13 protein-coding genes are annotated in these 12837 nt (G+C 64.2%); 8 read left to right on the top strand and 5 right to left on the bottom strand.

Annotation, left to right across the window (positions count from 1 at the left end; translation table 11 throughout):
* Nucleotides 1-3: 3 nt before the first annotated feature.
* Nucleotides 4-420 (bottom strand): Lrp/AsnC family transcriptional regulator, encoded by a 417-nt coding sequence (locus AC3WN8_RS21620; RefSeq protein ID WP_492671557.1) that lies wholly within the window; start codon nucleotides 418-420, stop codon nucleotides 4-6.
* Between the two features lie 113 nt (nucleotides 421-533).
* On the opposite strand from AC3WN8_RS21620, the gene AC3WN8_RS21625 reads away from it, so the two are divergent.
* On the top strand, nucleotides 534-1421 hold the full coding sequence (locus tag AC3WN8_RS21625; RefSeq protein ID WP_492671558.1) for a TolB family protein: 888 nt from the start codon (nucleotides 534-536) through the stop codon (nucleotides 1419-1421).
* 83 nt (nucleotides 1422-1504) lie between these two features.
* Here AC3WN8_RS21625 and AC3WN8_RS21630 read toward each other — a convergent pair whose 3' ends face one another.
* On the bottom strand, nucleotides 1505-3040 hold the full coding sequence (locus AC3WN8_RS21630; RefSeq protein WP_492671599.1) for an aminoacyl--tRNA ligase-related protein: 1536 nt from the start codon (nucleotides 3038-3040) through the stop codon (nucleotides 1505-1507).
* Between the two features lie 124 nt (nucleotides 3041-3164).
* Between AC3WN8_RS21630 and AC3WN8_RS21635 the strand changes: the two genes are divergently transcribed.
* The 4 genes from AC3WN8_RS21635 to rplI all read left to right on the top strand — a co-directional run bounded on the left by AC3WN8_RS21635 (nucleotide 3165) and on the right by rplI (nucleotide 5536).
* A complete protein-coding gene (locus tag AC3WN8_RS21635; RefSeq protein ID WP_492671559.1) occupies nucleotides 3165-4082 on the top strand; it encodes a DMT family transporter in 918 nt (305 codons plus the stop codon).
* 189 nt (nucleotides 4083-4271) lie between these two features.
* Entirely contained in the window at nucleotides 4272-4691 is a 420-nt protein-coding gene (gene rpsF, locus AC3WN8_RS21640; RefSeq protein WP_492671560.1) for a 30S ribosomal protein S6, read from the top strand.
* Nucleotides 4692-4703: 12 nt separating this feature from the next.
* Nucleotides 4704-4928 carry a 30S ribosomal protein S18 gene (rpsR, locus tag AC3WN8_RS21645; RefSeq protein ID WP_010125005.1) on the top strand — a complete coding sequence of 75 codons (225 nt, stop codon included), beginning with the start codon at nucleotides 4704-4706 and terminating at the stop codon, nucleotides 4926-4928.
* A gap of 14 nt (nucleotides 4929-4942) precedes the next feature.
* Nucleotides 4943-5536, top strand: coding sequence for a 50S ribosomal protein L9 (rplI, locus tag AC3WN8_RS21650; protein ID WP_492671561.1), 594 nt, complete (start codon nucleotides 4943-4945; stop codon nucleotides 5534-5536).
* Nucleotides 5537-5633: 97 nt separating this feature from the next.
* Here rplI and yczR read toward each other — a convergent pair whose 3' ends face one another.
* Entirely contained in the window at nucleotides 5634-7085 is a 1452-nt protein-coding gene (gene yczR, locus AC3WN8_RS21655) for a MocR-like transcription factor YczR (RefSeq protein ID WP_492671562.1), read from the bottom strand.
* Nucleotides 7086-7146: 61 nt separating this feature from the next.
* On the opposite strand from yczR, the gene yczE reads away from it, so the two are divergent.
* Nucleotides 7147-7752 (top strand): membrane protein YczE, encoded by a 606-nt coding sequence (gene yczE, locus AC3WN8_RS21660; RefSeq protein ID WP_492671563.1) that lies wholly within the window; start codon nucleotides 7147-7149, stop codon nucleotides 7750-7752.
* Nucleotides 7753-7775: 23 nt separating this feature from the next.
* Nucleotides 7776-8615: a PhzF family phenazine biosynthesis protein gene (locus AC3WN8_RS21665; protein ID WP_492671564.1), complete on the top strand. Its 840-nt coding sequence runs from the start codon at nucleotides 7776-7778 to the stop codon at nucleotides 8613-8615.
* A gap of 67 nt (nucleotides 8616-8682) precedes the next feature.
* Here AC3WN8_RS21665 and folE read toward each other — a convergent pair whose 3' ends face one another.
* Nucleotides 8683-9300: a GTP cyclohydrolase I FolE gene (folE, locus tag AC3WN8_RS21670; protein WP_492671565.1), complete on the bottom strand. Its 618-nt coding sequence runs from the start codon at nucleotides 9298-9300 to the stop codon at nucleotides 8683-8685.
* 272 nt (nucleotides 9301-9572) lie between these two features.
* Here folE and AC3WN8_RS21675 point away from each other — a divergent pair, with 272 nt between their 5' ends.
* On the top strand, nucleotides 9573-12530 hold the full coding sequence (locus AC3WN8_RS21675; RefSeq protein WP_492671566.1) for a TonB-dependent receptor domain-containing protein: 2958 nt from the start codon (nucleotides 9573-9575) through the stop codon (nucleotides 12528-12530).
* Nucleotides 12531-12627: 97 nt separating this feature from the next.
* On the opposite strand, the gene AC3WN8_RS21680 is transcribed toward AC3WN8_RS21675, so the two are convergent.
* On the bottom strand, nucleotides 12628-12831 hold the full coding sequence (locus tag AC3WN8_RS21680; RefSeq protein WP_492671567.1) for a hypothetical protein: 204 nt from the start codon (nucleotides 12829-12831) through the stop codon (nucleotides 12628-12630).
* Nucleotides 12832-12837: the final 6 nt, after the last annotated feature.

Here is a 12837-nt window from a genome sequence, read left to right on the forward strand (position 1 = left end):
CTTTCAGGCGTCCTTGTCGCGTTTCAGGATGAACGCCGTGATCGTGTCGACGACATCGGGCAGATTCGCGATCCGGTCGCGCGCCGCGTTGAGCGCCGTCGCATCGGCCGCGTCGATCTCGACCATCAGGTCGATCTCCCCGCTCAGCGAATAGCAGCGGCCGACCTCGGCCATCGCGACGATCGCGGCAACGGTGACTGGCCCCGGCGTCTTCGCGAGGCGGAGATGGAGGATCGCCGAGATCCGCCCCGGATCCGCGACGCGGGCATGGTAACCAAGCAGCACGCCCGATGTCTCCAGCCTGGATATCCGTTCGCGGACCGAGCTTCGCGCCAGCCCGACATTCGCCGCGATCGTCTTGAGCGGCAGCCGCGCATTGGCGCGCAATTGCGCGATGATCTGCCTGTCGATCGAATCCATCCGCTCTCCCACCGCCATTCTGTCGTCCGGACCGTCGATCGGACGGTGGCGCGCGGTTTCGGGATCAGCATAATCCGGCAGACCGGCTTGCCAAGCCTTGGGGGAGATCGTCGATGATCCGGATGCGATTACTGGCTTCGGCTGTTGTGCTGGCGACAGCCTGTTCGGCCGATGCGGACGAATATGGCACGGCGCAGCGCTGGACTCCCGAGGCGATCTCGACCTCCGGCTATGAAGCGGCACCGAGCTTCAGCCCTGACGGCCGGGATCTGTTCTATATCGCCGCCGATGCGGGCTTCGACAGCTATCGCATCCAGCATTCGCGCTGCATCGACGGGCACTGGAGCAAGCCGGCACCCGCCGCCTTCGCCGTACCGGGCGTGGACGAAGCCGATCCCTTCGTCACACCCGACGGCAAAAGCGTCTATTATATCTCGGCGCTTCACACATCGGATCGGACCGATTTCGATATCTGGTCGGTCGATCGCCGGGCGGACGGCGGTTGGAGCACACCCCGAAGATTGCCCGCCCCCGTCAATTCCACGAGCAGCGAATTGTTGCCGCGGATCGATGCCCAGGGGCGGCTGATCTTCGGCTCGGATCGCCCTGGCGGCCTCGGCAAGGGCGATATCTATGCGGCGACGCAGGATCCGGCCGGACGCTGGACGGTCGCCAATCTCGGCGCGCCGGTGAACACGACCGCGCATGAATATGAAGCCGAAATGTCGCGTGACGGACGAACCATGGTGGTCGTCGCCGACCGCGAGGGCCGGTCGCATCTCTACCGCTACGCACGCGATGGCGAACGCTGGGTCGATGCAGGCCGCATCCCTGCCAGGGACGATGTGTTCCAGGTCAGCCCTTCATTGTCACCGCGCGGCGACCGGCTGCTCTTCTCGCAGGCCGATGGTGCACGGTCGGGCGAGATGTTCCTGCTCGATCTGACCGCCGATCCGGATCGATCCTGGCCGCCGGAATGCGGCCGGGACCTCGGGCCTTAACACCCTTCATTGACATGAGAATAGGCCGTCATCCCGGCGCTCGCCGGAATGACGCTTCAGGCTGGCAGACTCGATCGGGCGGCTCAGTAAGACCGCCCAATCAGGATCCGCTCCACTGCCGGCTCGCCGGTGAAGATACAGGCGCCGTCGGCCGCCGCGGCATCCAGCGGCGTATTGCGGATGGTGAGCTTGAGCGCCTTCAGCCGCTCGACCACACCATCGAGCGCGGCACCGGTCGGGCGGCTCCACTGTATTTCGACCCAGCCGGGGAATTGCCCCTTGCCGCTGAAGAACGCTTCGAGCCCGGCGAAATCGGCGATGCCGCGTTCGATATTGGACTCGAGCCGCGCCCTGGCTTCACCGTGAAGCGCCGCCTGGATCTCTTCGAGCAGGCCCGCCGCCTGGCCGACAAATTCGGCGCGCGGCACGAATGCCGATGCCAGCTTGCCGCCCTCGCCATAGAGCCGGTCGCGCCGCAGCACCGCGACATTGCCCGATGCGATATCGCGCGGGCCGACCTCGACGATCAGCGGCGCGCCCTTCTTCACCCAGCCCCAGCGCTTGGCGCTTGCCTTGGTCGCTTTGACGTCGACCAGCGCACGCACCGGTTCGCCGAAGGCGGAAAGCGCATTCAGATCACCGGCAAGCGCCTTGCAATAATCGAGGATCGCGGCGTCCTCGTCGGTCTCGCGCAGCATCGGCACGATCACGACCTGCCAGGGCGCCACGCGCGGCGGCACGCGCAGCCCGTCGTCGTCGCCATGCACCATGATCAGTCCGCCGATCATCCGGGTCGACATGCCCCAGCTGATCGTGTTGGCCAGCTCCTGCGCGCCTTCGCTGTTCTGGAAGCGGATATTCTGTGCGGACGCGAAATTGGTGCCGAGGAAATGGCTGGTGCCGGCCTGCAGCGCCTTGCCGTCCTGCATCATCGCTTCGATCGAATAGGTCGCGACGGCGCCGGGGAAGCGCTCATTCTCCGGCTTCTCGCCCGCAACGACGGGCAGCGCGACGCAATCCTCGGCAAAGCTGCGATACATTTCGAGCGCCTTCAACGTCTCCTCACGCGCCTGTTCGGCCGACGCATAGGCGGCGTGCCCTTCCTGCCAGAGGAATTCGGCGGTGCGCAGGAACATGCGCGTGCGCATCTCCCAGCGGACGATGTTCGCCCATTGGTTGATCTGCACCGGCAGGTCGCGCCAGCTCTGCACCCAGCGCGAGAATGCGGTGCCGATCACCGTCTCGCTGGTCGGACGCACGACCAGCGGCTCCTCCAGCTTCGCGGTGGGATCGGGCATCAGCCCGCCCTTGCCGTCCCCGACCAGGCGATGATGGGTGACGACCGCCATCTCCTTGGCGAAGCCCTCCACATGCTCGGCTTCCTTCTCGAAATAGGAAAGCGGGATGAACAGCGGGAAATAGCAATTGTCGTAGCCGGCGGCGCGGATGCGATCGTCGAGCAGCCGCTGGATCCGTTCCCAGATGCCATACCCCCAGGGCCGCATGACCATGCAACCGCGCACGCCGCTATCCTCGGCCAGATCGGCCTCGGCGACGACGGCTTGATACCAGGCGGCAAAATCCTGCGCGCGGGTGACGTTGAGGGCGTGCTTCACGATACTGCCTTGTAACTGTCCGAAAGAGCGCCGCCCTTAACGCACTTCGCGTCTGCTGCGAAAGCGTTTCCGGCATTTGCGGTAATGACGGTTGTGTTCACACCGCCAAATGCTTCAAGGCCCGGACATGCCTTCGATCGAGCACAGCGCGCAACGCCCGCTCTATGCGCTCGGTCTGCGCCTGGCCGCCATCGCCTGCCTCGCCACCATGGGCGCACTGATCAAGCTCGCATCGATGCGCGGCGTCGAATTGGCGGAAACGCTGTTCTTCCGCCAGCTCTTCGCGGTGCCGATCGTCCTCATCTTCGTCCTGGCCGGACCGGGCCTGTCGTCGCTCAAGACGACAAGGATCGGCAGGCATACGACGCGCACGGCGTTCGGCCTGATCGGCATGGTCGCGAATTTCGGCGCGGTCATCCTGCTCCCGCTCGCCGAGGCGACGACGCTCCAGTTTACCGTGCCGATCTTTGCGACCATCCTGTCCACGCTGCTGCTGAAAGAGGTGGCCGGCCTGCATCGCTGGTCCGCCGTCCTGATCGGTTTTGTCGGCGTGCTTCTGGTCGTGCAACCGGGCGACGGCCATTTTCCGCTCTATGGCGCAGCCGTCGGGCTGTTCGCCGCCTTCATGGTCGCGTTGATCAGCATCCAGATCCGTGAACTCGGCAGGACGGAGTCCCCCACGACGACCGTCTTCTGGTTCTCCCTGTTGTCAGTGCCGATACTGGGCCTGGCCTATCCCTTTTTCGCGCGTGCGCATGACCCCGCCACCTGGGCGCTGCTGGCGGGCATCGGCATGATCGGCGGGCTGGGACAGATGGCGCTGACGTCGGCGCTACGCTGGGCGCCGGTCTCGACGGTGGTGCCGATGGATTATTCCAGCCTGATCTGGGCGACGCTTTACGGCTGGCTGTTGTTCGGCGTGCTGCCGACCGCATCCACATGGCTGGGCGCGCCGCTGATCATCGCGAGCGGCCTTTACATCGTCTGGCGCGAGCACAAGCTGTCGCGGCGCAATACCGAAACGGCGACCGCCGCGGTCGATTGAGCCGCCGTCCCCGATCGATCGGGCCCCGATCCCCGCCACTCCGGGCTTGCAATCCGGCTGCTTTTGCGCCAATGGCCGCGCATCCGGGGTGGAAGGCACGTCTTTCCGCCCTGGTTTGCATTTGAGACGATAGCCGGAGGGGCGTCCGCATGGTGCGGCGTCAGCGATCGGCCAACGAAGGAAACGGACATGGCTCTTTACGAGCACGTGTTCCTTGCGCGCCAGGATCTGGCTCAGGCGCAAGTGGACGCGCTGGCGGAAATCGCCACCAAGATCGTTGAGGATAACGAGGGCAAGGTCGTCAAGACCGAGACCTGGGGCCTCCGCAACATTGCCTACAAGATCTCGAAGAACCGCAAGGCGCATTATGTGCTGCTCGAGATCGATGCCCCCGCAGGCGTCGTCGCCGAGCTCGAGCGTCAGACCGCGATCAACGAAGACGTCATCCGCTACATGACCGTCAAGGTCGATGCGCACGAAGCCGGCCCGTCGGTGATGATGCGCAAGGGTGACCGCGACCGCGAACGTTCGCGTGGTGATCGCGGCGATCGTGGTGACCGCCCCCGTGGCGACCGCGAAGACCGTCCCCGCCGCGAAGACGCCGAATAAGGAGCCCGCATCATGGCACGCCCATTTTTCCGCCGCCGCAAGAGCTGCCCCTTCTCCGCGAAGGACGCGCCACGGATCGACTATAAGGACGTTCGTCTGCTCCAGGGCTTCGTGTCCGAGCGCGGCAAGATCGTTCCCAGCCGCATCACCGCGGTTTCCGCCAAGAAGCAGCGCGAACTCGCCAAGGCGATCAAGCGCGCCCGTCACATCGGGCTTCTTCCCTATATCGTGAAGTAAGGAGCACCTGAGCAATGCAAGTGATCCTGCTCGAACGCGTCGAGAAGCTCGGTCAGATCGGTGACGTCGTCACCGTCAAGGACGGTTTCGCACGCAATTTCCTCCTCCCTCGCAAGAAGGCGCTGCGCGCCAACGAAGCGAACCGCAAGGTCTTCGAGGCCAATCGCGAACGCATCGAGGCCGACAACGCCACGCGGCGGACCGAAGCCCAGACGTCTTCGAAGGATATCGACGGCAAGAGCGTCACGCTCATCCGTCAGGCATCGAACACCGGCCAGCTTTACGGTTCGGTTTCGGTCCGCGACATCATCGAGGCTCTTGGAGCCGACGGTGCCAAGCTGACCAAGGCGATGGTCGTCCTCGACAAGCCGATCAAGGCGATCGGCGTCGAGACCGTGAAGATCGCGCTCCACCCCGAAGTGGCCGTGACCATCAAGGTCAATGTCGCCCGCTCGCCTGAAGAGGCCGAGCTTCAGGCTCAGGGCGTCGACGTCATGACCGCGATGTTCGAAAAGGACGAATCGGGTTTCACCGAAGAGTTCGATCCGAACGCCGAGCCGGGCGAGATCGCATCGGCTCCGGCCGACGAGGAGCAGGCCGAGGCCTGATCCACCGGTTTCGACCAACAGAAAGCCGCCCGGTTTCGCGACCGGGCGGTTTTTCTGTTTCAGGGTCATTCTATTTCAGAGCCATGAGCGCTTCGGCTCAGTAGACCTGCGCGAAGCTCTGGACGGCGCCATCCCGTCGGATCGCGCGCGATGCCGGCCTCAGCGAAGCCCAGGCGCGGGTCAGCCGTTCGATCCCGGATTCGAGCATATCCTCCGGCAACGCAAAGGGCAGGCGGACGAAGCGTTCGAACGATCCGTCAACGCCGAAACGCGGCCCCGCACCGATCCGCACGCCGTAAATCTCCGACGTCGCGGCGAGCGCCGTGCTTCCCGGTACCGGCAGTTCGGCCCAGAGCGACAATCCGCCGGGTGGCGACTTGACTGTCCAATCGGGCAGATAGTCCCCGACCAACGATATCAGCCGCGCCCTCTGCTCTCGCACCCTGGCCCGCCGCGCATCGAGATCGCCGCCATCATCGGCAAGCAGCACGGCGGCGGCAAGCTGTTCTAGCACCGGCGTGCCCAGATCCTGAGCGGCGCGCACCCGCGCCAACCCTTCGATCATCCGTGGCTCGGCACGCACCCAGCCGATCCTGAGGCCGCCCCAGAAGCTTTTGCCAGTCGATCCAAGCGTCACCACGCACCCGGCCCGGTCATGCGCCGCCATCGGTGCCGGCGGCGGCCCGTCGAGCCACAGATCGACCATCGTCTCATCGACAACCAGCACCGTCTGGGTCCGGGCCGCCATATCGGCAATCCTGGCGCGCGTTTCCGTATCCATGCAGCGCCCGGTCGGATTGTGGAAATCGGCGAGCAGATAGGCAAGACGCGGTCCGGTCTGGCGAAACGCCGCCTCGATCGCATCAGCGTCCCAGCCACGTTCGGGCAGACCGACGGGGACCGCGCGACACGATGCCTGCTGGATCGCATCAATGGCATGGGGATAGGTCGGATGATCGACGACGATGCGATCGCCAGGCCCCGCAAGCAGCCGGAGCAGCAGCCCGAAGCCATGGAGTGCACCGTGCGTCACCAGGATCTGGTCGGGCGATGTCGGGCAGCCGCGGCGCGTGTAGCGATCGGCGATCACCACGCGCAACTCCTTCAGCCCGACCCGCTCATAGCCATGGCCGGGCAGATGACGCGGCAGCCTCTCCAGCGCGATGCGATAGGCGTGATGGACGGTATCGGTCGCCGGCAATGCGGCGACCGCGAGATCGACGATCCCGGCCTCGACATCTCCCGCTTCGGCCTCGGGCCGGATCGCGCGACGATCGGGAAGGCTGGTATGGCTGCCCGATCCCTGCCGGCTGTCGAGATATCCCTCGTCGCGCAACTGCCCGAAAGCGGCGGTCACCGTCGTGCGGCTGACATCGAGCGCGGCGGCGAGATCGCGCTCACCCGGTATCCTGACCCCGACCGGCAATCGCCCGTCAAGGATGAGCAGCCGCACACCGTCGGCCAGCTGGCGATAGGCTGCGCCCCCGCCCTGTCCGCGCCAGAGCCCGAGCTGGCGGACCAAGGATGCCGTACCGATGCTGCGTATCATCAGGCCATTATGCGGAAAGTGGATATTCAAAACAAGGCCAATCGAGCGCAGACGCAATGGCATGATGACTCGACGCCTGATCCAGCTTTATGTCGGCCTGATGCTTTACGGCCTGGCATCCGCGCTGATGCTGCGGTCCAATCTCGGCCTCGATCCGTGGAGCGTCCTCCATCAGGGCGTGGCGAAGCACACCGGCCTGAGCTTCGGCACCGTCGTCCTGATCGTCGGGGCGATCGTCATGCTGCTCTGGCTGCCGATGCGGCAGCGACCAGGCCTGGGCACGATCAGCAACATGCTGCTGATCGGCATCGCCAGCGATGCGGCACTCGCGCTGATCGTTTCGCCCGCCGCGCTGCCGGCGCGCATCGCGATGCTGGCGGCCGGCATCGTCCTGTGCGGCCTTGCCAGCGCCGCCTATATCGGCGCGGGCTTCGGCCCCGGACCGCGCGACGGGCTGATGACCGGCCTGGTCGCGCGCACCGGCCTGTCCATCCGGCTCGTCCGCACCACGATCGAGCTGCTCGTCTTTGCCGGCGGCTGGCTGTTCGGCGGCACCGTCGGGCTGGGCACCGTACTCTTCACGCTCAGCATCGGTTCGCTGGTGCAGTTCTTCCTCACGATGATGGACCATCGCCCCGCACCGACCCTGCGGCCGCGCCTGACCTGAGCACAGACAAGGAACACATGATCATGACCAGATCCTTCCAGCTCGTCGACGTGTTCGGCGCAGAGCGCTTCAAGGGCAATCCGGTGGCGGTGATCGCGTCCGGAGACGGGCTTTCGACCGAAGAGATGCAGCAGATCACGCGCTGGCTGAACCTGTCGGAAACGACGTTCCTGTTGCCGCCGTCATCGCCGGACGCGGACTATCGCGTGCGGATCTTCACGCTCGACCGCGAGCTGGCATTTGCCGGGCACCCGACGCTCGGGACCTGCCATGCCTGGCTTCAGGCCGGCGGCACCGCCAGGGGCGACATGATCGTCCAGCAATGCGAGGCGGGATTGATCCCGATCCGTCGCACCGAACACGGGCTGGCATTCGCCGCGCCGCCACTGATCCGGTCCGGCCCGGCAAGCGAAGCCGATATCGAACGCGCCGCCGCGATATTGGGGATCGACCGTGCGGCCGTGATCGATGCCCAATGGGTGGACAATGGCCCCGGCTGGCTCGGCATCATGCTCGGATCCGCCGATGAAGTGCTGGCGCTGCGCCCGCAGCGCGCCTGGCCCGAGCGCGCCGATATCGGCGTGGTCGGCCCCTACCCCGCCGGCAGTGCGCTCGGCTGGGAAGTCCGCGCGATCTTCAGCGATCAGCATGGCGGGCTGGTCGAGGATCCGATCACCGGCAGCCTGAACGCGTCGCTCGCGCAATGGCTGATCGGCTCGGGCCGCGCTGGCGCACGCTATCGTGCGGCACAAGGCACGGCGATCGGCCGCAGCGGACGGATCTTCGTCGAGCGGGACGATGCCGATGCGATCTGGATCGCGGGCAATACCGAGACGCTGTTCACCGGCACGGCCGGCTTTTAGAGGCGCTCTGCGCCCCCGCTGGAATGACAATGATCTTTCACCGACGGCAGCGGAACACGGTCACACCCTAATAGCCCATCAGGCTGAGCACTTCCTTGCGGCTGCGTTCATCGTCGCGGAAGCAGCCCATCACGCGGCTGGTCGTCATCCCAACCCCTGGCGTACGGACGCCGCGCGCGGTCATGCAGGCATGGCTGGCTTCGATCACCACCGCGACCCCCTGTGGATGGAGATGCTCCCAGATGCAGTCGGCCACTTCGGCGGTCAGCCGTTCCTGCACCTGAAGCCGCCGGGCGAAACCGTGAAGCACGCGCGCCAGCTTCGAGATGCCGACCACACGATCATTGGGAAGATAGGCGATCGAGGCCTTACCGATGATCGGCGCCATATGATGTTCGCAATGCGACTGGAACGGGATGTCCTTCAGCAGCACCACTTCGTCATAGCCGCCGACCTCTTCGAAGGTGCGTGACAGATGATGTGACGGATCCTCGCCATAGCCCTGGCAATATTCCCGCCAGGCACGCGCGACGCGCTGCGGCGTGTCGATCAACCCTTCGCGCTCCGGATCGTCGCCCGCCCAGCGAATCAGCGTGCGGACGGCATCCTGGATATGCTCGGGCACCGGTATCTTGGGCGGCGAAGAAACGATGTCGCCATCCTCAGGTGAGGCCGAGTCCGTCACATGCAGCTCCTCTTTTTCCGCGTATCGCGTGCCAGCGCGGGATTAGAGATTCCACCGCCGCGTGCAAGTGCTTCACCGCTGTGGCTGCCTTGCCGTTACGGCAAGCCGGCAAGATACAATATTCACACGACGAATGAAGGTGTCGCAAGGTCGCAGGATTCGACACTAAATCACTGGTTGACGCGAAAATAAGTTGCGCGCACCATTTCCCTCAGATCCCGGAACATAGCGGGGCAGGCCTTAAACGGGTCATCGGAAGAGGGGATATCAACATGAAGAAGCTCGATCTGCTTGCTGCATCGGCCATCGCACTGGTGTTCGCTACGCCCGCTACAGCCCAAGTCACCGCACCGCCGGCCGACGAAACCATCGAAGAGGGCATTCCCGATATCGTCGTGACGGCACAGCGCCAGAGCGAACGGTTGCAGGATGTGCCGATCGCCGTCTCCGCCTTCACGGGGGAGGCGCTCGAGAAACAGCAGATCGACAATGCGTCTGACCTTCAGCTCACCCTGCCCAACGTCACCTTCACCAAGACCAATTTCACCGCATCGAGCTTCACCATCCGCGGCATCGGCGATCTCTGCGTCGGCGCGAGCTGCGATTCGGCGACCGGCATCCATGTCAACGACATGCCGCTCCTTTCGACGCGCCTGTTCGAGACCGAATATTTCGATCTCGAACGCGTCGAAGTACTGCGTGGACCGCAAGGCACGCTGTTCGGCCGCAATGCGACCTCGGGCGTGGTCAATTTCATCACCGCCAAGCCCGATCTGACTGCCTTCGGCGCATCGGGCAGCTTCGAATACGGCAATTACGAGAGCTACAAGGTCAACGGCATGGTCAATGTGCCGATCGGCGAGACGCTCGGCGTGCGCCTGGCCGGTTATTACGTCAACCGGGACGGCTATACGAAGAACATCGCCACCGGGAACAACATCGACGGACGCGACCTCTACGCGCTGCGCGGAACGATCCGATGGGAACCCTCGTCGAACACGACGCTCGACCTGATCGGTTATTATTTCCACGAAAAGGACAATCGCTCGCGTATCCAGAAGCAGCTCTGCCACCGCGATCCCACAGGCGTTCTGGGCTGCCTGCCCGACAAGCTGGCCAATGAGACCGCCAACGGCAATGCGACACTCTCCGCGCTGCTGAGCTCGAACGAGTTTCTCGGCGTGGCGTCGGCAGCTTCGGGCGGCGCGCTCGCCCGCTTCGGGCTTGGCAGCATCTATGGCACCGACCCTTTCTCGAACGCCGTCAACCTGCCCGACCGGCGCACGGTCAACATCGACTATGAGCCGACCTATTTCGCCGAAGAATATCACATCATGGGGCGGCTTCAGCAGGCGCTGGGCGAGCAATTGAGCCTGACGATGACCGGCGGATACACTCACAACCGGGTGGATTCGACCAGCGACTACAACCTCGCGATCGAGAATTCGCTGACCACCAATCCCGGCCTTGCCCAGCTCAATGCCCTGGGACGCACCGGCATCGGATCGCCATTCGCGTTCCTCGACCCCGTCCGTCGCGCGCTCATTCCCAACGGCCCGGCGGGTGGCGTGTGCCAGTCCGCAGCCGATCCGAACGGCGTCGGCGTCTATGGCGGCAATTCGGCCGGCTGCCATCCGACCAGCCTCGACTTCGATCGTTCGATCCTCACCAATCGGCAATTCTCGGTCGAAGCGCATATCGACAGCAAGTTCGACGGCATGTTCAACTTCCTGCTCGGCGGCATCTATGTCGACAGCAAGACCACCGATAACGGTTATTATGTGACCGCGTTCGGCCTCGACTATGCCGCGGGCATTCTCGGCGCGGCGAACACCGGCGGGGCCGCCTATTTCGGAACGCCATTCTATCGCAGCGACACCGCAGAAACCCGTCTCAAATCATATGGCATCTTCGCAGAGGGTTATTTCGATTTCACCGACAAGCTTAAGCTGACGGTCGGCGTTCGCTATAATCACGACCAGAAATATGCCCGCGCGCGCACCACCTTCCTGCAGGACTCGAACGCGCAGTTCGCCGCCGTGCCCTTTGGTTCGGACAATCTGACCGACGCGCTCAACTATGCCGCGCTCGACTATGACGCGAATACGCCGGGCATTCAGAGCTTCGCCCAGGACAGCGTCACATTCGGCCGGCTGACCGGGCGCGCGGTGCTCGACTACAAGATCACCGACGACAATCTCATCTATTTCTCCTATTCGCGCGGTTATAAATCGGGCGGCATCAATCCGCCGCTGTCACCGATCTTCGCGGTACCGACCACTTTCGGCCCCGAGACGGTCGACTCTTTCGAGATCGGATCGAAGAACAGCTTCCTCGACGGGACGCTGCGCCTCAACCTCACCGGCTTCTTCTACAAGTACAAGAATCTGCAGCTCAGCCGTATCGTCGCCCGCACCTCGGTCAACGACAATGTCAGTGCCGAAATCTACGGGCTTGAGGCGGAAGCCGTGATCAGCCCGGTCCGCAGCCTGCTCGTCAATCTCGGCGCCAGCTATCTCCACACCAAGGTGTCCGACGACAAATTCCTCGCCGATCCGCGAAATCCGTCGGGCGGGCGTTCCGACGCGGTGATCATCAAGGATCTGCAGAATGCGTCGAACTGCGCGGTCGTTCCGAACACCGCCGGAAACGTGGTCGGCGTGAACACCTATGTCGCCGCGGTCAATTCGGGCATCGGCCTGCGCGCCCCGACGCCCGTCCCGGGAACCGGCACGACCGGTGCCTATTCGATCTGCAGCGTGCTCGCATCGACCGCCGCCAATCCGCCCGCCGCACTCCGTGCGCTGTTCGGCGTGCCGACGGGCGCCCTGCCCTTCACCGTTCTGGGCAGCGGCGTCGAGGTCAACCTGAAAGGCAACCAGCTGCCCCAGGCGCCAACCTACAAATTCTCCGCCGGCATCCAGTATACCGCACGCTTCAACAACGGCATGTCGCTCGTCCCGCGCGCGGACCTCACCTATACCGGTGAATCCTATGCCAGCATCTTCGGCGGCGATATCAACCGGATGAAGGGCTATGCGATCATCAATGCCCAGATCCAGCTCAACGGGGTCGACGATCGCTGGTTCGTGCGTGGTTTCGTCGCGAATCTGACCAACAACAGCGCGATCACCGGCCAATATGTGACCGATCAGTCATCGGGTCTGTTCACGAACATCTTCACGCTGGAACCGCGGCGCTACGGCATCGCCGCCGGCTTCAAATTCTGATCTGCAATCGCGAAAATACAGCCCCTGGTCCACGCGGCCGGGGGCTTTTTTTCTCATGCGCATGGGCCGGAACGGACTGCAATGCGCCCGAGAATGATCAGTCCGGGCCCTGCAGCTTGCGAAGCTCCGCGCTCGTCTCGCGAACAACGCGTTCGGTATCCACGCGCTCCGCGCGCTCGGCGAGCGTTTCCCATACGCTGACCGACAACAGGCATTTGTCGCGGACATTGTCCAATGTCGCGTCTTGCGCGGCGCGCCTCGCATCGTCGGCGCGCGCCGTGTAGAATTTCGCGGTTGTCATCGATCC

The sequence above is a fragment of the Sphingobium sp. FW305-3-2-15-F-TSA7 genome (assembly GCF_058787155.1).

What these genes read in the sequence shown, in the direction of transcription:
- AC3WN8_RS21635 (WP_492671559.1), top strand. Translation starts at nt 3,165, where the DNA reads ATGCCTTCGATCGAGCACAGCGCGCAACGCCCGCTCTATGCGCTCGGT.
- AC3WN8_RS21625 (WP_492671558.1), top strand. Translation starts at nt 534, where the DNA reads ATGATCCGGATGCGATTACTGGCTTCGGCTGTTGTGCTGGCGACAGCC.
- yczR (WP_492671562.1), bottom strand. Translation starts at nt 7,085, where the DNA reads ATGATACGCAGCATCGGTACGGCATCCTTGGTCCGCCAGCTCGGGCTC.
- rplI (WP_492671561.1), top strand. Translation starts at nt 4,943, where the DNA reads ATGCAAGTGATCCTGCTCGAACGCGTCGAGAAGCTCGGTCAGATCGGT.
- rpsR (WP_010125005.1), top strand. Translation starts at nt 4,704, where the DNA reads ATGGCACGCCCATTTTTCCGCCGCCGCAAGAGCTGCCCCTTCTCCGCG.
- AC3WN8_RS21665 (WP_492671564.1), top strand. Translation starts at nt 7,776, where the DNA reads ATGACCAGATCCTTCCAGCTCGTCGACGTGTTCGGCGCAGAGCGCTTC.
- yczE (WP_492671563.1), top strand. Translation starts at nt 7,147, where the DNA reads ATGATGACTCGACGCCTGATCCAGCTTTATGTCGGCCTGATGCTTTAC.
- AC3WN8_RS21620 (WP_492671557.1), bottom strand. Translation starts at nt 420, where the DNA reads ATGGATTCGATCGACAGGCAGATCATCGCGCAATTGCGCGCCAATGCG.
- AC3WN8_RS21675 (WP_492671566.1), top strand. Translation starts at nt 9,573, where the DNA reads ATGAAGAAGCTCGATCTGCTTGCTGCATCGGCCATCGCACTGGTGTTC.
- rpsF (WP_492671560.1), top strand. Translation starts at nt 4,272, where the DNA reads ATGGCTCTTTACGAGCACGTGTTCCTTGCGCGCCAGGATCTGGCTCAG.
- AC3WN8_RS21680 (WP_492671567.1), bottom strand. Translation starts at nt 12,831, where the DNA reads ATGACAACCGCGAAATTCTACACGGCGCGCGCCGACGATGCGAGGCGC.